Origin of the sequence: Lactobacillus paragasseri, from assembly GCF_003584685.1 — a bacterium.
GTDB classification, from domain to species: domain Bacteria; phylum Bacillota; class Bacilli; order Lactobacillales; family Lactobacillaceae; genus Lactobacillus; species Lactobacillus paragasseri.
The window spans coordinates 697,567-714,319 of record NZ_AP018549.1 but is presented as its reverse complement, the minus strand read 5'-3'; the positions used below and the strand labels follow the sequence as shown (position 1 = coordinate 714,319).

At 33.9% G+C, this 16,753-nt stretch carries 16 protein-coding genes and 1 other annotated feature; of the genes, 4 read left to right on the top strand and 12 right to left on the bottom strand.

Annotated elements, in window-relative coordinates:
- Window positions 1–40 precede the first annotated feature (40 nt).
- The 8 genes from LpgJCM5343_RS03495 to LpgJCM5343_RS03460 all read right to left on the bottom strand — a co-directional run bounded on the left by LpgJCM5343_RS03495 (window position 41) and on the right by LpgJCM5343_RS03460 (window position 8,377).
- Window positions 41–493 (bottom strand): GNAT family N-acetyltransferase, encoded by a 453-nt coding sequence (locus LpgJCM5343_RS03495; RefSeq protein WP_048686701.1) that lies wholly within the window; start codon window positions 491–493, stop codon window positions 41–43.
- Window positions 494–498: 5 nt separating this feature from the next.
- A complete protein-coding gene (locus LpgJCM5343_RS03490; protein ID WP_101890592.1) occupies window positions 499–2,295 on the bottom strand; it encodes a DUF2207 domain-containing protein in 1,797 nt (598 codons plus the stop codon).
- Window positions 2,296–2,397: 102 nt separating this feature from the next.
- The gene (locus LpgJCM5343_RS03485; protein WP_077959104.1) at window positions 2,398–3,603 is read right to left on the bottom strand and encodes an MFS transporter; all 1,206 of its coding nucleotides are present in this window, start codon (window positions 3,601–3,603) and stop codon (window positions 2,398–2,400) included.
- Between the two features lie 5 nt (window positions 3,604–3,608).
- Window positions 3,609–4,508, bottom strand: coding sequence for an alpha/beta hydrolase (locus LpgJCM5343_RS03480; protein WP_174705306.1), 900 nt, complete (start codon window positions 4,506–4,508; stop codon window positions 3,609–3,611).
- Window positions 4,509–4,602: 94 nt separating this feature from the next.
- On the bottom strand, window positions 4,603–5,481 hold the full coding sequence (locus LpgJCM5343_RS03475) for an AraC family transcriptional regulator (protein ID WP_003649096.1): 879 nt from the start codon (window positions 5,479–5,481) through the stop codon (window positions 4,603–4,605).
- Window positions 5,481–6,386: an ROK family protein gene (locus LpgJCM5343_RS03470; protein ID WP_113576170.1), complete on the bottom strand. Its 906-nt coding sequence runs from the start codon at window positions 6,384–6,386 to the stop codon at window positions 5,481–5,483. The genes LpgJCM5343_RS03475 and LpgJCM5343_RS03470 overlap by 1 nt, the downstream gene beginning before the upstream one ends.
- Before the next feature lie 138 nt (window positions 6,387–6,524).
- Window positions 6,525–7,841: a C1 family peptidase gene (locus LpgJCM5343_RS03465; protein ID WP_101890589.1), complete on the bottom strand. Its 1,317-nt coding sequence runs from the start codon at window positions 7,839–7,841 to the stop codon at window positions 6,525–6,527.
- Window positions 7,842–8,011: 170 nt separating this feature from the next.
- Window positions 8,012–8,377 (bottom strand): pyridoxamine 5'-phosphate oxidase family protein, encoded by a 366-nt coding sequence (locus LpgJCM5343_RS03460; RefSeq protein ID WP_039157007.1) that lies wholly within the window; start codon window positions 8,375–8,377, stop codon window positions 8,012–8,014.
- A 377-nt stretch (window positions 8,378–8,754) separates the two neighbouring features.
- Window positions 8,755–8,994 (top strand) — a binding site (T-box leader).
- Window positions 8,995–9,074: 80 nt separating this feature from the next.
- Between LpgJCM5343_RS03460 and LpgJCM5343_RS03455 the strand changes: the two genes are divergently transcribed.
- On the top strand, window positions 9,075–10,829 hold the full coding sequence (locus tag LpgJCM5343_RS03455) for an oligopeptide ABC transporter substrate-binding protein (protein ID WP_101890588.1): 1,755 nt from the start codon (window positions 9,075–9,077) through the stop codon (window positions 10,827–10,829).
- A gap of 85 nt (window positions 10,830–10,914) precedes the next feature.
- Here LpgJCM5343_RS03455 and LpgJCM5343_RS03450 read toward each other — a convergent pair whose 3' ends face one another.
- Complete coding sequence (locus tag LpgJCM5343_RS03450; protein WP_003649102.1) at window positions 10,915–11,352, bottom strand: MerR family transcriptional regulator; 438 nt, start codon at window positions 11,350–11,352, stop codon at window positions 10,915–10,917.
- Window positions 11,353–11,524: 172 nt separating this feature from the next.
- Here LpgJCM5343_RS03450 and LpgJCM5343_RS03445 point away from each other — a divergent pair, with 172 nt between their 5' ends.
- Window positions 11,525–12,997 carry an MDR family MFS transporter gene (locus LpgJCM5343_RS03445; RefSeq protein ID WP_101890587.1) on the top strand — a complete coding sequence of 491 codons (1,473 nt, stop codon included), beginning with the start codon at window positions 11,525–11,527 and terminating at the stop codon, window positions 12,995–12,997.
- The gene (locus LpgJCM5343_RS03440) at window positions 12,997–13,557 is read left to right on the top strand and encodes a DUF4811 domain-containing protein (protein WP_101890586.1); all 561 of its coding nucleotides are present in this window, start codon (window positions 12,997–12,999) and stop codon (window positions 13,555–13,557) included. The genes LpgJCM5343_RS03445 and LpgJCM5343_RS03440 overlap by 1 nt, the downstream gene beginning before the upstream one ends.
- Before the next feature lie 42 nt (window positions 13,558–13,599).
- Here the strand turns inward: LpgJCM5343_RS03440 and LpgJCM5343_RS03435 are convergent, their stop codons facing one another.
- Window positions 13,600–14,265: a nitroreductase gene (locus tag LpgJCM5343_RS03435; RefSeq protein ID WP_113576171.1), complete on the bottom strand. Its 666-nt coding sequence runs from the start codon at window positions 14,263–14,265 to the stop codon at window positions 13,600–13,602.
- Between the two features lie 273 nt (window positions 14,266–14,538).
- On the opposite strand from LpgJCM5343_RS03435, the gene LpgJCM5343_RS03430 reads away from it, so the two are divergent.
- A complete protein-coding gene (locus tag LpgJCM5343_RS03430) occupies window positions 14,539–15,669 on the top strand; it encodes an acyltransferase family protein (RefSeq protein ID WP_077959108.1) in 1,131 nt (376 codons plus the stop codon).
- 46 nt (window positions 15,670–15,715) lie between these two features.
- On the opposite strand, the gene LpgJCM5343_RS03425 is transcribed toward LpgJCM5343_RS03430, so the two are convergent.
- Window positions 15,716–16,303 (bottom strand): Fic/DOC family protein, encoded by a 588-nt coding sequence (locus LpgJCM5343_RS03425; protein ID WP_003649107.1) that lies wholly within the window; start codon window positions 16,301–16,303, stop codon window positions 15,716–15,718.
- Window positions 16,296–16,715, bottom strand: coding sequence for a helix-turn-helix domain-containing protein (locus tag LpgJCM5343_RS03420; RefSeq protein ID WP_003649108.1), 420 nt, complete (start codon window positions 16,713–16,715; stop codon window positions 16,296–16,298). Before LpgJCM5343_RS03420 ends, LpgJCM5343_RS03425 begins: the two co-directional genes overlap by 8 nt.
- Window positions 16,716–16,753: the final 38 nt, after the last annotated feature.

Sequence of the window (16,753 nt, the reverse complement as noted above, 5' to 3'; positions counted from 1 at the left end):
TTTTCCCCAACTTTTTTTATTAGCTAAAACTATCAATTTCCTACTTATAAATCAATAAGTCAACTTCAACGTGAAATGTCTCATTTCCTGGCATTTTTCCTGATTCGTGCTTCAGAAATTTAAAACCTTTATGTAAATACAAACTTTTAGCAGGATTACCAGTTAATACTTCTAAATAGGTTGGTCGTTTCATCTTAGTTAATGAAAACTCAATCAGCTTACTGCCAATTCCTTGCTTTTGAAAACTAGGATCTACGTAAAGCCAGGCGAGTTCATCATCGCTAAATGCAACAAAAGCGACAATCTTTTCATCTATTGTTGCTACATAAATATTATATGAAAATAAATCTTCTTCAATTGCGGCAATTTTCAGCGGTTTAAAGGCCGCTTCTAAATTAGCCGCTTTTAGTTCTTGTTTTCTTGCTTGATCATGTATTACACATAAATCATTAAAGTCTTTTTTCTGAAATTCTCTAATTTTGATTTTATTCATAATATTTAAAAGGCACCTCCTCCGCTACCGCCACCAAAGCCACCTGATGAACCACCGGAAAATCCACCCGATCCACCAGAAGCTGATGAGTTTAAGTTTGCGCCTAAATTAAAGCTTGAATTAAAATTATTTGCAAATCCATCCCGTCCTAAGCTATAAAATGGACCCCAGAACAAAATATTTGTGTCATCAATTTCATCTGCAAATTCTATTTTAAGTTGTTTCAACACCTTTTTAGATACACCCAAAGCAACCGCATATGGCATAATTTCTTCCCACAGAGGCAATTCTCCGACTTCGCGCATTTTAAAATTACCAATCTCATCTAGCATTTTCTTAAAACCACGTACTTGATTAGTTGATTCTGCTCCCTTAGCAGTATATGGCGATAACTTTTTATTACTATAAATAGTTGCTAGAATTGCTAATCCTAGCATAATTGTGGCCACTATAAATAGACCTGCCGTTCCCTCACTAGAAAAGAAAGCAGCAATTATTCCAGCACCACTTAATACTAATAAGATGATCATTAAGACTAAATTAGTTTCCTTCTTATGTTCAACCTTTTTATCAAAAAAGCCAGCATTAATTGCTGCTTGTTTTTCCTTTTTTTGCCAATTAGCAAAGAGTTTACTTAGCTTAGAAGATCGTTGTTTTTTAAGTTCATAAGTTGAAAAACTTTTCCCATCGCCAACCTTATTAAATAAGTATCTCATCAAAGGAACTTCACCCATTAAATCTTTATCAATTAAAGAAATTTTATAGTATGTTTTTCTTCTTACCTTAATAGGTTCAATTTCTATCCTCTTTTTTACAGCTAATTCCATTAAATAAGCAGTTAATGATCTAGAACTTGGCTTATCGTCCAGATCCAAAATTTCAGCCATTACTGGTGAAACTGTAGGGACATCATAATTTCTAGGTAATTGCTTTTCTTTTTTAGGTTTAACTCCAGATTTCTTCAAAGTAAAACTTCTAATTATTATGGATAAAGAAAATAATCCTGATAGTACCAAAGCACCTAAGCCAAGCATTCTGCTTCTTTGACGACGTTCGTTAGCTTCATGAGCAAATTTTGCTTCCTGATTTAAGACATATTTTTTATGATTTTGGTCTCTAATATTTTTATTTTGACTTGTCACTGCCGTAGGAAAAAGGCTATGAACCTCTATTCCCTCATTTCCGCTTACATTTGCAGCTGTCATAATAATACTGCCTTTTTCAGGATTAACTGTAATCTGGCCCGACAAATCTCCATGAGCCCAAGCCTTAAGATCCTTAACTGAACTTGGGAAAAAGATCCCTACTCGAACGTTATCAAGGTCTGTATCCCAGCCATCACCAATAATTTTAAAATTAAGCTCGGCCGTATCTTTCCAGTTAATAATGGCATTCGTAATTTCATAAGTATAAATTATCGTGAATTTATCACCATCAGTTACGTTATGCCATACCTTAAAGCGATAACCATGATCGCTGTGACTCAATTCGTAAGTATTATTGGCGTGACTATCACTTTGTACGACTGGCTGTGAATTTTTACCAGATATTACTCTAACCTGCTGATTTTTTAATTCTTGATTATCAGTAAGATTTTGTTGATAAAAAACGCCATGGGCATCATCGTCAAACTTATAAGTGATTCTTCTCTCCATCAACAATGATCCATTTGCATTTACATGGGCAGTAACATCAACGTTAGTAATATTATAATCTACATCAGCTAAAGCTGGTTTTGTGAAGATGATAGTCAAAGTTACAAGCATTATCATCCCAATTATTAGGTGAAAAAGTTTTTTCATAGGTCCCCCGTAAGAAAAAGTGAGCTGTGGCTTAATTATAACTTAATACACAAAAAAAGCGCTAGATAATATTCTAACGCTTAATTAGTAAATTATTTAGTTTTAAGCAGTTGCACTTTGCTTTTTGTGAACTCTGAGATAGTGAATAATCGCATATATTGAAAAGCAAGCAAAGAAAATAGCCGAAATCAATAATCCCATTTTAGCACTTGACGTAACTGCATTAATAATCATTGGTGAAATTGCACATCCTACATTAACTAGTACCAAAACAATGGTTGTTGCTAAGTTAACTGAATTTGCTGGAGCTGACCAGTCAAGCCAATTGTACATATATGGAACGCCCAAGCCAAAGCCAATTCCTAAAATCAAACAACCAAGACTTAACATAACGAAATTACTTGCAAAAGCAATTATAAAGAAACCGATTGCTACTAAACCAAATCCTAACGGAAAGATCTTATCGTGTAGTTTCTTAAAGAAGAACCCAAATGATGCACCTATTGGAATGCCTACTAAATTCAAAACCCCAGTTAAAGCTGAAACTTCACTAACTGTTCCTAGCTTTTCTTGAACAACTAAAGCTGGAATCTTAAAGCTCATTGGCATATAAAATAGAAAAATAAAGAACATTAAAATGGCGATTAAAATCACTTTACCATTAATAGTTTGTTTTTCTTTTGTCTTTCTTGCCTTGTCAGTCTTCTTTTGTCTTGAAGAAGGAAGCGGAACAAATAAGATAAACAAGATCAAAACTGGAATTACTAAGAAATAAATTGCAAATGCTGCATGCCATGAAATAGTTAAAAGCCAACTAATCAGAAATGATGCAAGAGCTGCACCCAAACTACCCATTACATTTTGATAACCTACCATTGTAGCTAATTTTTCTTCATTACTACTATAAAACTGTGGAATCAAACTAACCGCAAGTGAGTTAAATAAACCAATTCCAGCACCGATCAAAAATCTAGAAATTAAAATAGGTGTATAAGCAGTGGCATACATTGGAAAAGTACCAGCTAATAAGGTTATTACCAACCCTGTAATAATAGTCGGCTTTTCTCCCATTAACTTAATTAAAAATGGGCTAATTAATAAACCAATTACAATTCCGATATTAGGGATCGTCGATAACATTTCAACCCCAGCTTTATCTATGCCTGGAAAAGCATGATACATTAGCGGTAAAGCAGGCGCAATGGCTGGTGCCATCATTAAAAAGATTGAAATCGATAATAATGATATCTTAAAGATCACATGATCTTGCGGATTCTTTTCTTTCATTTTATTTTCCTCCCACTTCATTTCTGTTAATCTTTGACAAGGTGCTTTCTGAAGAATTCAGCTTCTTCGTCATTAGCTTCTTTTGCTAACTCATCTTTTTGATTAATTAAGAAGACGTGTGGCTCAGGGTGCTTTTCATCGCCCCAAGACTTTTGAATAACTTCAATTCCCTTAGCTCTTAAAAATCCATCTAATCTAACAGCGCAATCATGAATGAAATCTTCATTAGCAGTCGAAATAAAGGTTGGCAGAAAGTCTTCAGTAATATACTTTTCAACATCAATTAAATCTTGATTCTTCGCGCTCTTCATTACTTCTGGATCAAAATATGCTAAAGTACCGTCTCCAATCATGCCTGGATCTTTAATAAAAGTAGCTGGTGAGTTTAAAGCAACTGCTCTAAATTTCAAATCTGTCAGTGTATAGCCAAATTTTTCACGGTATTCAGGATTAGTCAAAATAGCTGTATATTGTTCAGCCATTTGACCACCAGCTGAATCTCCAATTAAGAAGACATTATTTTTATCAAGATTATATTCATCAGCGTGATCTGCTACCCAATGAATATATTCATTTACTTGGTCAAGTTCCTTAGGAAATTTTACTTCTGGACCTAATTTATAGTTTGGATTAACAAATGCAAATCCTCTCTTCGCCATCCCTAAGCCATAAAATTGATAGGTTTCTTTTGTTCCATAAACCCAGCCGCCACCGTGAATATTAATAATCACTGGAATCTTACCTTTAACGTTCTTAGGTAAATATAAGTCTAATAAATTCCATTTGGGATCTTTACCATATTGAAGATCATCTATACGTGTTACTTCAGGAATATCGTGTGGCAAACCGCTATCTCTCTTATCATCATTCTCTTTCCAGCTAATACGCATTTCTTTAACTGCATTTAGAATCTCTTGATCTTTCATCATATTTCCCTCTCTCATCGAATTCGCTTTCATAATAACTAAAAATGAATCTAAAAAATAGGTCAATCTTAACCAGTTATTGGCGCAAATTGACCTATTTTATTAATTTCTTCTTCATTTCAGATGCACTTTTGCCATATAGTTTTTTAAAAGCTCTATTCATCGTCCTAATACTAGAAAAGCCACAGCTAATGGCAATTTGAGTCAAATTCTTTTTGGAATTCTTTAATTCGCCATAAGCATGTTCAGCTCTGACATTATTGATATATGTTTCAACCGTAAGTTCCATTTCTTTCTTAAAAAAGCGTGCTAAATATTCTTTTGAAATATTACACTTTTCAGCAAGTAAAGCTAAATTCAACTCTTCTTGATAATGATTATTTACATATTGCGTAATGTATTGCAAACGATTAATAGTATATATCTTACGCTCACTAATTTGTTCTTGATCCTTCTTATCTTCAGTAAAATTAGCTAATAATAGACATAAAATTTCATCAATTAAACGTTGCTGCTCTAAGTATTTAGTTGGAATTTTGAGAAAATATACTTTAATAAATTGACTTAGTAACCCCTGCAAGTGAAGATAGGCAAGTTTTTGTTTATCGGTAAAAGTAGCAGGATCATTAATTTTAATGACTTGATGGGCAATATCAGGATATAGGTTAGTAATATAGTCATATGGAAAAATTATTGATAATGCAAGTGAATTAGTGTTTTTAAAGTCATGAATACTGTGAATCTCTTGCGTATTTACTACCAAAATAGTGCCTGACTTAGAAGAATAGTGCTTTTTATTAATCAAAAAATCATCTATTCTACCATTTTCAACATAACTTAATTCAATTCCCCGATGCCAATGCGGAGCAATGTATTTTTCAGAATTATGATCATGAAAAATAAAATACCATACAGGCAGCGGATCAGTAGGAATTACTATTTCATGCTGCTTTATTTTTTTGCCATATGTCATTATAGTTTTTCACCATTTACATGAATAAAGAGATTGTATAGAGCACCATAGAGGTTCGCCCCATTCTTAAACTTAGCTTCAACTATCTTTGGGCGAGTGAAAGTTTTTCTAATCAATTCATTATCAGCTAAAACTTTATCATAAGCTTGATTAATTCCTTGAACCACAATTGGCTGTGCAGAAATTCCGCCACCAATTGCAATTGCATCTAAGTCCACTACAGCTTGAATATCGATAATAATAGCAGCAATTCGCTTGCAATACTCATCAAAAATTTTCTTTGCCTTCTCATTTCCATTATTAATTGCTTCAAAAGCAGCTAAACCATCAGTCTCATCATCATTTTCGATGGCTTCGTTAACATTTCTGATCATTTGAACAGCAGAAGCATAACCACCAGCAAAGCCATCAAATCCAGGCTCTTTCATATTAAGCTGCAAAAAACTTAATTCACCTGCTTGAAAATGCGCCCCATTTAACAGCTTCCCATTAACAATTATTCCTCCACCAACGCCCGTACCTAAAGTGATAGCAGCACAATTTTGCATATCTTTTAGACTGCCAAGCCAATTCTCAGCTAAAACGCTGGCTTTACCATCATTAATCACCGTAACTGGAATATCATATTTTTTATACCTTACTGCAAAATCGATGCCATCAAGAAAAGGTAAAGCTCCGCCAAAGTGAATTTTAGTATGCGCAATTTTTCCTGGAGCACAAAAAGCTATCCCTTTAATTTTCTTTTTTACATATTTCTCTACAATTTGATCAATATTTTTTAAAAATTGTTCTTTATCATGTGATGTCTTAATCTTACCTTGTTCGATAATATTCCCCGCATTATTAAGTTCAGCATATTTTACGTTTGTTCCTCCGATATCAATGCTTAAATAATTCTTTTTCATTATTATCCCCTCTTCTAATGTTTAGCGCTTACAAATGATATTTTATGGTGCATTCATTTTCAAAACAAGTCACAGATTGACATTTTTTAGTTTAAAAATTGACATTAAAAAAAGAGATCTTTCGATCTCTTCTCATTTTTATAAGCCGATATGTGCCCAAGGCTTCAAGTCAACAGCTGGCTCTTCCCAAAGTTTAACTAAGTCTTCAGATAAGTACTTCTTATCAACAACTACGTCATAAACATACTCTTCAAACCACTTTTGACTCATTTCGTAGAAGCCCTTGTGACCATACTTATCGCCCCAAGAATTTTCAACCTTCCACTTACGAATCTCACCATTGTCTTCGTCAACGCCGACTAAAGTCATATCATGTGTTGCAGATCCTTCACCAGTAGCTAAACGATCAGCCTTACTCATTTGAGTATCAACACTAAACAAGTCATCAGTCTTGTATAAATCGGTATCAAGGAAACCAGTTTTACGTTCCATTTGTTTTAAAACGTCATTTCCAAAAATAACTGCTCTTCCATCTTTCAATTGAGTTGCAGCTGCTCGTGCCAAAACTTCAATCGGCACATTTAAACCAGTAATTGGTTGACCGCCAGCAACATTATCATATAAACCTTGGTGGTAGCGCTTGTTGTAATCATAATTAGGTGAGTTTAATAAGACAACATAATCATCCCAATTAAAATCTTTTAAATATTTTTCTGCAAATTGACGTGGAGTTAAATCTTTTTCTAAATGATACTTTTTATCGTCATCACGATATTCCAAATCAAACTTCTTTGGTGGTTCACCCAACGCTACTGCAGCCATGCGGTAAACTTCATTTAAGAATTCTTTCTTAGCTTTTTCAGCTTCTTCAAGCTTACCTTCTTGAACTAATTTACGTAATACTAGCGCATCTTTTCTTTCCTTACGAGCTAAGGAATCAATTAATGCAGTTGTATTATTTGAAGTTGCATTTTCTGGCATTGCGTATGATGGAACTACACCATATTTTTTTACCAGATTAATTGCCATTTGCCACAAACCACCATCTTGACCTGCAAAATCAAACCAGGTTTCAACTTCACGATCATCAACTGGCTTATCAGCTAAACGAATCATACTATCATAAAAAGCGTTAGCTCTTTCAATCTTATCCCAGAAGAAATTATAAGCTTGTGAGAAAGTAAAGTCCTTAACATGATATTTTTTACCAAAATGATGACGCAAAACATTCAAAGTTGCAAATTCCCAGCAACGACCAGAATGCTTTTGGTCAGTTACTCCACCAATATCAAGTTCGGTAGAAAAAGTGTGATTTAACCGTTTTGAAACTTCATCATTAAATGATGCTTCAAATAATCCATTTCGACGAGCAGCACGAGACGCTACTTTATTTTTACCATTTTTATTAAAATCTGCAGAAAAAGCTGCTAGTTCTTGTTCTGATAAAGCACCCATTTTTATCTCTCCTTTTAACTTCATTAGATTCATTTAATTAGTTTTAATCTTACATTAATATAAAAAATAAGCAAGTTATCTAGCAAAAAAAAGACTAAGTATTTTATCAATACTTAGTCTTTCTTACTTTATTCAAATTGCAGGTAGAATAAAATTTTTGTACTTTTAAATTATTCAAAAATTTCATCAATATCAAGTACTACTACAAATGCATTAGGAGTATCAGTACCTGAAACAACTTTCTTTGCATATTCATCATCTTCATGAACATGAGGAGTTGCTAAAACTTGAACAGCAGTATGAGAAGGAACGTCTGCTGCAACTAATGCGACCTTTGAACCATTCTTAATATTTTCAAAAGCTGCTCCCTTAGTCTTTTCAAGATATTGCATGTGACTTGGGTCTAACACAGTCATTGAGCCCTTAGGTCCAACTTGTGGGTTGCCGTTTTCGTCAACAGTAGCAATATAAACTAAATTGTTCTTAAAAAGATCTGCTTGTTTTTCAGTTAATTTATTTGTATCTAATTTTTTCATAGTATACAGTTCCTTTCTATCACTTATCAATTACAATTATAGGCCTCTTAAGAGAAAAAATCTTCTTTTTTGCTCAAGTTTTTATAATATTTTTATTATATTAAATAACAAATTGACAGTTATCTTTCAATCAATAAATATATAAATTATTTGCTTTACCCTCCCATTCATATTTTTAATCAATAACATTTGCTTTAAATCAGTGGCCTTAAATTTGCCTATCTTCTAAAGATTATTTGCAATTTTTTTGTATGAAACTTGCAGTGAGGTATATCATATCAATATAAAAATAAATTTATAATTAAAATAAGCAAAATATAATTTTATGTTGACATATTTTCAAATCGGCGTATTATTATGAGCACAAACATTATTATCAAACAGCTTTGATAAGGAAAAGTAATTAAGTACTCGTCTCTCAGAGAATTTCTGGTTGGTGTGAAGAAATAGATAGAGTCTTAATGAAAATCACCTTTGAGCGTAAACTACGATTTAAAGTAGTTTAAGGGACAGCCCTTTATAGCGACGGCGTATCGTTCTCTTGTATTGAACCGTACGTTATTAAAGACTAGTTTTTCTAGTAAAAATAGGTGGTACAGCGACAAGACGCCCTATTGGATCATTACGATCTAATAGAGCGTCTTTTTGTTTTCTTAATCATGCTGTTATTGGATTTTTGACGAAAGGAGAATTTTATATGAAGATGTCAAAGTCCAAACTGCTGTATGTAACACTAGCGAGCTCACTAGCGATTTTATCAACTGCTTGTGGTGCCAAGAAAACTGATTCGAGCAACCAGCCCATCAAGTTTTCCCAGGCCGTTCCTCATAAAACCATTAAAAAAGGAGGAACCTTGACCTATGCTTTAGAAAATGAATCACCATTTACTGGAATTTTTTCAGCTGAAATTGCTGATACTAGTCCCGATTCTGAAGCAGCTGCTCCAGGAGACGAAGCACTTTTTGATATTAATGATCATTATCAATTCACCAATAAAGGAGCTGCCAGTTTAAAACTAAATCATAGTAACAATACTGCTGAAATCAAAGTGAAAAAGAAAGTTCGTTGGTCGGATGGCAAGCCAGTAACCGCTAAGGATTTGGAGTATGCATACGAAATTTTAGCTAATCCTAAAGTTCAAACTACTCAATATACCTCTTCGCTTGAAAATATTAAAGGAATGGCTGAATACCATCGGGGAAAAGCTAATAATATTTCTGGTCTTGAAATGCCAGATGGACCAAATGGAAAGAAATTAATCCTTCACTTTAAGGAATTAAAACCAGCAATGATGAACTCCGCTAATGGCTTCTTCTGGGAACACGCTGCTCCTTACCATTATTTGAAGCACGTTCCCTTTGACAAGCTTGTTTCTAGTCCGCAAGTAAGAAAGCACCCACTCTACTTTGGTCCATATAAAATGGATAAAACCGTTCAAGGACAATCTACTAGTTGGTCAAGAAATCCATATTACTGGCGCGGTAAACCTAACTTTGAACATATTTACATGTCAAATATTACTAATTCTAATGTCTCACAAGCAATTAAGAGCAAAAAATTCGACGTTGCAAATGTTCTAAGCTCACAATGGGAACAGGTAAAAAACACTAAGGGAGTTAATTTTGTTGGTAAAAAAACACTTAGCTACGATTACTTAGCCTTTAAAGTTGGAAAATGGGATGCAAAACTTGGTAAAAATGTTGAAAATCCTCATGCTAAGATGAATAATCCCGCTTTACGAAAAGCAATGGCCTATGCAATGAATGTTGATGTCATTAATAAACGGTTCTACCATGGTTTAGAATTCAGAATTAATTCTTTGATTCCCTCACAATTTACTCCATATTATGACAAAAATATTCCAACCTATTCTTATAATCTAGATAAAGCCAATAAATTACTAGATAAAGCTGGCTATAAAAAAGCACCTGGTGCACTCTATCGGAGTCAACCAAATGGTAAGCCCTTAGTTATCAATCTAGCAGTACGTGGTTCTGGCGAAAACAGCGAGGCCATCTGGCGTAACTACATTCAACAATGGAAAAAAGCCGGTTTAAACGTTAAATTCTTAGGCGGCCGTCCGATGGAATTTAACCGCTGGGTAGCTGCAGTTAAAGCAAGTGATCCTAAAATTGACGTTCTTGAAGGAGCTTGGGGTGCAGCAGGTGATCCTTCTCCAAGCGTGTTCTACGGTGAAAAGATGCCTTATAATTTTGCCCGTTTTGTCTCTCCGACTAATACTAAATTATTGAATGAAATCGATTCTGCCAAATCTTTTGATAAAAAATATCGGGTGCAAAAATTCCACGAATGGCAAAGATGGATGTACAACAAAGCTTATGTAATTCCAACTAGCGGTGCTTACTCAGTGACGGCAGTTAATAGCAAAGTAACTGGCTGGTCACTGAAACCTTCTGCCAACGTTTGGTATGAAGCTGGTTTTAGTAAATAAATATTATTAATATACTTATAAAAATAAAAACAATATCGACTTGTCCTAAAAAAGGAAGCATAACTTACTTGTTGGTGCTTCCTTTTTATTCATCAATTTTTACATAGCGACCACGTTCATCAACAACACCCTTGAAATGATACATTTTACCATCGTCAGTTCGTAATTCACCTAGGTCAATTTCACCATATCCTTTATCAGGATTGGTAATTTTTACATCATTAAAAGTATGTTCAAAAAAGGTACGTACAATTTTACTCTTTACCCTAATATCTTTTGAACGCTCAAAAGCTGCTGCTAATGTAAATCCCTTATCAAGTTGTTCTTTAATAAAAACAATTAAGTAAAGCGTCGATAAATTATATCTTCTAACACCGCTATTATCATCAGAAACAGGCTTAATATAGCCCTTTTCTTCCCAATAGCGTAATTGTCTTTGAGATACACCAACTACTTTGCTAACTTCTCCAATTCCTACTTCAATATTTTGAAAAACATTATGAAGTATCTTTTTTGATTCCATTATAAATTCCTTACCTCGTAATCTTATTTATAGTTTAATAGCTTATGTTAATTTTGACAACATATATGTTAAATATCATGACTTTTATGTAAGATAATTTGACAAAGAAATTATTTAAGAATATAGTTTTTATAGTTTGCAAGATTTTTTAACAATAGAAAGGAAAATTCAAATGGATCAACAACCAACCGATATTCACGGAAAAGCCTATAATCGAAACTTGCTTGTTCTAGTTTTAATTATTGGATCTTTCTGTACTGTGCTAAATGGAACCTTGCTTGCAACAGCTCTTCCCTCAATTATGCGTTCCTTTCATATCAGTACAGCAACTGCTGAATGGCTTTCAACTGCATTTTTATTAGTTAATGGAGTCATGATTCCAGTTTCAGCTTGGCTAATTAATCGTTTTGGCTCAAGAAAAATGTATTTGACAGCAATGTCAGTTTTCTTTATTGGAACAGTGACTGCTGCAGTTGCGCCAAATTTTGGGACTTTATTAACTGGAAGAATTATTCAAGGACTCGGCGTGGGTGTTACTATGCCGCTTCTTCAAACCATCATGCTTTCAATCTTTCCCGCTAATAAACGCGGTGCTGCGATGGGAACAGTTGGTATTGTTATTGGTCTCGCACCAGCTATTGGTCCAACCTTATCTGGGTGGATTGTTGATAATCTTTCCTGGCGTTACTTATTCAGTATTATTGCTCCAATTGCTGGAATTGTTATTATTTTAGCGTTTTTCTTAATTAAAGACGTTCTTCCAACTAAGAAAGAAAAAATTGACGTTTGGTCAGTGACAACTTCAACTATTGGTTTTGGTAGTTTACTTTACGGCTTTTCAGAAGCTGGTAATAAAGGATGGACTAACCCTGAAATTCTAGGATTTATTGGCGTAGGAATTATATTTGTTATTCTTTTTGGCATGCGACAATTAAAGATGGCAGATCCATTTTTAGATATTACCGTCTTCAAACATTTCGAATTTTCTCTAGCAGCTGCTTTAAGTGGTATTACCAATTTAGCAATGGTTGGTATTGAAATGGTTTTGCCATTATATATTCAAAATTTACGTGGTGTATCAGCATTTCATTCAGGATTAATGCTATTACCTGGTGCCTTGATGATCGGAATTATGTCACCAATTACGGGACGTTTATTCGATAAATATGGTGCACGAAAAATGGCAATTACTGGAATGACCCTCTTAGCACTTGGCACTATTCCATTTGTATTCTTAACTGCAGAAAGCTCATATACTATGATTATTGTTTTGTACGCAATTAGAATGGTCGGTGTTGCTTTAGTTATGATGAACGTTACCACTTCAGGAATGAACTCATTGCCTTTAAACAAAATCTCCCACGGAACAGCAGTGAACAATACTTTTCGACAAGTTTTAAGTTCAATTGGTACTGCTATTCTCGTTTCAATTTTAACTACTACAACCAACAACCATATGCCAGCAAAAGAACTGCTTCATACCCTCCCACTTCAATATAAGAATCAAGCAATCAATGCAACTTTAGATGGATTCCGTGCTTCATTTGCAATGAGTATTCTTTTTGCCTTAGTTGCTTTAGTTCTTTCTTTCTTCTTAAAGAAAGGCAACCGTGCACGTGAAAATCAAGAAGAGGTAAACGGATAATGATAATTGTAATTTTAATTTTGGCAGTAATTTTATTTATATACTTTAATGTCATCCCTGGGAAAGGTCATACTCTAGTTTCATGGATTTCTTTAATCATTACTTTGCTTTGCGTGCTGGGTATCGTCGAACATGACTACAATCACTGGGGACTGAAGACAGAAACACAGACTAGCACACAAAATTTAACTTCAAGCGTTAACCCTAACCTACCAATTTTACTTTATCAATCTCTGGGTAATGGAACAGAAAAAGTATATTTATATAAGACTAATAACAATCAAAAGAAGCCCAAAGCAATTAAACTAGATAAGGTTTCAACCAAAGTTAAGCAAGGAAAAGAAGCTAGTCTTAAGATAAGAACTACTCGATATGTTTACAAAGATAATTTTAGCCGGATTATGTTTAGTGCGTTTAGTCATAATAACGAGTTAAAACATAGAGAGTATATTTTTACCCTTCCTTCAAACTGGAAGGTTATCTCGACAAAAGATATGCAGAAATTACAAAAACAAATGCAAGAAAAAATGCAGTCTCAAAAAGCTGCATCCCTTCATTAATTATATTTTCTTCAGAAAAGACGTCCTGAGCGGCGTCTTTTTTTAGTCTTTTATTTTTAGCATTTCATCTAGTGGTACACGTGGAGCTCGATATTCATTAACTCTTGTTGCCATATCGGCATATCCTAATGCTATACCCATGGCAAGCCATTCAGAATCAGGGATATTCATAATTTCTTTAACTGATTCAGGGAATTTTACAATTTCATAAGCTGGCATTGAGTCAATCTCCATTCCTCTAGCTGCTAACATCAAAGTTTGACCAAAAGCACCCAAGTCATAATCTGACCATTGATTTGAATCTTTAGGAATGGTTAAGTAACAAATTGCTGGCGCATCGTAAAGACGTGTCTGTAAATCTTGACGTGTCATATTAGACAACTCTGGATTTTCCCAAAAATGTGCAGTTGCTTCATTGTGCTTTAGCATATTTTCTCTGGGAAACTTAGCCCAATCTTCTCGGTGAGTAGTTGGCCAATCCGGATTTGCCTTAACACCATTCTTAACATTTTCAGCATGGCGCTTTTTAACTGCTGCTAGTGTATTACCGGTTGCAATATATACCTTCCAGGGTTGTGAATCTACCCATGAAGGTGCATGTTGCGCTAACTCAACAACTTTTTCTAAACTTTCTCTTGAAATTTTATCATCTGGGTTAAATAAACGAACTGCATGCCGAGTTAAAATTGCTTCTTCTACGTTCATCATATATTCCCTCTTTATTGTATTAATATCTTATATTTTAACCCTTTTATGACTATAAAAAAAAGCTGCAACCACTTCTGATTACAGCTTAACATGACCTAATGAAGAAAATAAATTGTTACACTTCTTAGGAGGAGAAGTTTCGATCAGTCACCTATATCCTAGTTCAAATTTTAATAATTGTTAAGTGCCTAATTATAGACATCTTGTCTTTTTTCAAAAAGATGCATATATTAAGAATTAGCTTTTAGACTCTACTCATGAGAGGACTAATTTATGAAAAAATATCAATTTTTATCATTTAGAATAGCTGATATTGGCGACTATCTTAAGGTCTTTGCATGTACTGCAGTTATGGCGCAACCAATTATGGCCTTAGTTATGGATATTAAGCAACCAACACATACTCAAGATGTTTTTGGCTTTCTATATAACCTAATAAAATATACCGCCCCTGCTTTTATTTTTGGAATCTTATATACAACTATTAGAACTTATGATTTGAAAAAACATTTTTCTTATCGGAAATATTTTCGCAGTAATTGGTCTAATTTATTTGTACCGACCATTTGGTGGACCTCAATCTATTTATTAGAAATGCCCTGGGAACAACAAGTAAATAAATACTATAATTTTCCAACTTTTTGTTGGCAATTCATTAACGGAAATGCGGCACCGCACCTTTGGTATAACACGATGATGCTACAATTTATCATCCTAATGCCACTCTTTTGGGCGATTAGTCGCTATGTAGGGAAGAATACTAAACGTGGAATAATAATTGCAATTGTCACATTTATCCTTTATTTCACTTGGCTTGGGTTTTACGATACCTATGTCTTTCATGGCATCCATCAAAATGACTGGTATTTACTGGATAGAGTTTTTATCTCTTTCTTTATCTATGGCGTCTATGGAGTTTTAGCCTGGCAATTACGCGATTATGTCAACGCATTTTTAACTAATTTTTGGTGGCTACTTAGTATTATTTTTATTATTTGTTTTATTTGGACCAATATTGAATTGCAAGATTTTGGCCACCCCATTAATTTTAATAATGCTCCATATTATAAACCTTCCATGACACTATACTCTTTAGCAGTAATTGCTCTTATTGCTGCATTTTGCTTGCATCAAGTAAAGAAAAATTCTCAAACTAGTTTAAAAGTTTTTCATTTTCTGGCTATTTACGCCTATCGTGCGTATCTTTCTAATGTATTCTGGAACCAATTAGTTTGGCGCGGTCTAAACATGTCGTTTCATGCTCACTATCATCCCTTTTTAACTTTCTTTGGAACATGGATTTTTACTTGGTGTCTATCTTTTGCTTCTGCTTACTTATTACATCTTTGCTGGAGTTGGGTTAAAGAAAATAAATTATCGAGAATTAGTTTTCTGTTCAATTAAAAAGGCATTCTAATGACGAAAAACTATCATTGGGATGCCTTTTTATTTAACACTTAATTCTCTTGGATTTGGACTTGACCTTAATTAATCTAGCAATTTGGTTAATATCTGCATTATTTTGAGCAATAATCAATTCTTTATTTGACCGCGGATAATCAATAACTTGACCATGATTTGCAGCAAAAGCTTGTAAAAACAACTTGCTACTCCTACCATTTCCTTCCCTAAAGGGATGAAGATAATTTAAGCGATCAAGCAAAAAGGCATAATCGGTGTTGGCAAGTTCTTTTTGACTAGCCAATTGCCTCATTTTCTCATCTATCTCTTCAATTCCAAACTTAATTCGAGTATATTCTAAAAACTCAGTATCTCCTTTAATCAGCTCATAATCTCGAATTTGTCCTGCCCAATCATAAAGCCAACCAAACATAATTTTATGAATTTTCTTCAAGTCTTCAACGCTAGTAATCTTTTTATTCTTCCTCAAAAAAGCTAACGCGCGCACAGCTGAACCTAAGTATTCTTTTTGCGCTAATTCTGCTGCATCCTTAATATTGAGTTTATTTTTAAGTGTTCCATTGGGATAAAGAAATTTTCTACGATACCATTCTGTATCTTTTCTCTCCTCAATCATCTTCCCCACCCCAGATCTGACTTATTTCAGTTTGGAATGTAGGAGATGGATTAAGTGCTTCATCAAGCAATCTTAAAATATCCTCTTCATCAGGTTGCCAACCTTCTAAATGCTCACTTTCTACCACAAAGCGAATTTGTTCATAAATTTCAGGATCTTCAATATAGATTCCTTGAATCATTTGGCTATGATCATTAATCTTTAAAGAATAAACCGGATCAAGTAATTCTAATAAATCTCCAGGTCGCATATTCAAAGATGACGACAAAGCTGATAAGACCGAACTGGACCAATTATCAGGATTTTCGTCGAGTGCTTTTCTTAAATCTTGTTCTGCCAAATGTTGATTTTGAGAAATATCTTTTAATGTAAGCTGGTGATTTGTAAGTAAAATTGATATTTTTGATAGCATAAGTATCCTCACTGATTATTAACTATCCTTATTTTAAA

Coding starts and splice junctions, on each gene's coding strand:
- LpgJCM5343_RS03495 (WP_048686701.1), bottom strand. CDS start 493: ATGAATAAAATCAAAATTAGAGAATTTCAGAAAAAAGACTTTAATGAT.
- LpgJCM5343_RS03490 (WP_101890592.1), bottom strand. CDS start 2,295: ATGAAAAAACTTTTTCACCTAATAATTGGGATGATAATGCTTGTAACT.
- LpgJCM5343_RS03485 (WP_077959104.1), bottom strand. CDS start 3,603: ATGAAGTGGGAGGAAAATAAAATGAAAGAAAAGAATCCGCAAGATCAT.
- LpgJCM5343_RS03480 (WP_174705306.1), bottom strand. CDS start 4,508: ATGAAAGATCAAGAGATTCTAAATGCAGTTAAAGAAATGCGTATTAGC.
- LpgJCM5343_RS03475 (WP_003649096.1), bottom strand. CDS start 5,481: ATGACATATGGCAAAAAAATAAAGCAGCATGAAATAGTAATTCCTACT.
- LpgJCM5343_RS03470 (WP_113576170.1), bottom strand. CDS start 6,386: ATGAAAAAGAATTATTTAAGCATTGATATCGGAGGAACAAACGTAAAA.
- LpgJCM5343_RS03465 (WP_101890589.1), bottom strand. CDS start 7,841: ATGGGTGCTTTATCAGAACAAGAACTAGCAGCTTTTTCTGCAGATTTT.
- LpgJCM5343_RS03460 (WP_039157007.1), bottom strand. CDS start 8,377: ATGAAAAAATTAGATACAAATAAATTAACTGAAAAACAAGCAGATCTT.
- LpgJCM5343_RS03455 (WP_101890588.1), top strand. CDS start 9,075: ATGAAGATGTCAAAGTCCAAACTGCTGTATGTAACACTAGCGAGCTCA.
- LpgJCM5343_RS03450 (WP_003649102.1), bottom strand. CDS start 11,352: ATGGAATCAAAAAAGATACTTCATAATGTTTTTCAAAATATTGAAGTA.
- LpgJCM5343_RS03445 (WP_101890587.1), top strand. CDS start 11,525: ATGGATCAACAACCAACCGATATTCACGGAAAAGCCTATAATCGAAAC.
- LpgJCM5343_RS03440 (WP_101890586.1), top strand. CDS start 12,997: ATGATAATTGTAATTTTAATTTTGGCAGTAATTTTATTTATATACTTT.
- LpgJCM5343_RS03435 (WP_113576171.1), bottom strand. CDS start 14,265: ATGATGAACGTAGAAGAAGCAATTTTAACTCGGCATGCAGTTCGTTTA.
- LpgJCM5343_RS03430 (WP_077959108.1), top strand. CDS start 14,539: ATGAAAAAATATCAATTTTTATCATTTAGAATAGCTGATATTGGCGAC.
- LpgJCM5343_RS03425 (WP_003649107.1), bottom strand. CDS start 16,303: ATGATTGAGGAGAGAAAAGATACAGAATGGTATCGTAGAAAATTTCTT.
- LpgJCM5343_RS03420 (WP_003649108.1), bottom strand. CDS start 16,715: ATGCTATCAAAAATATCAATTTTACTTACAAATCACCAGCTTACATTA.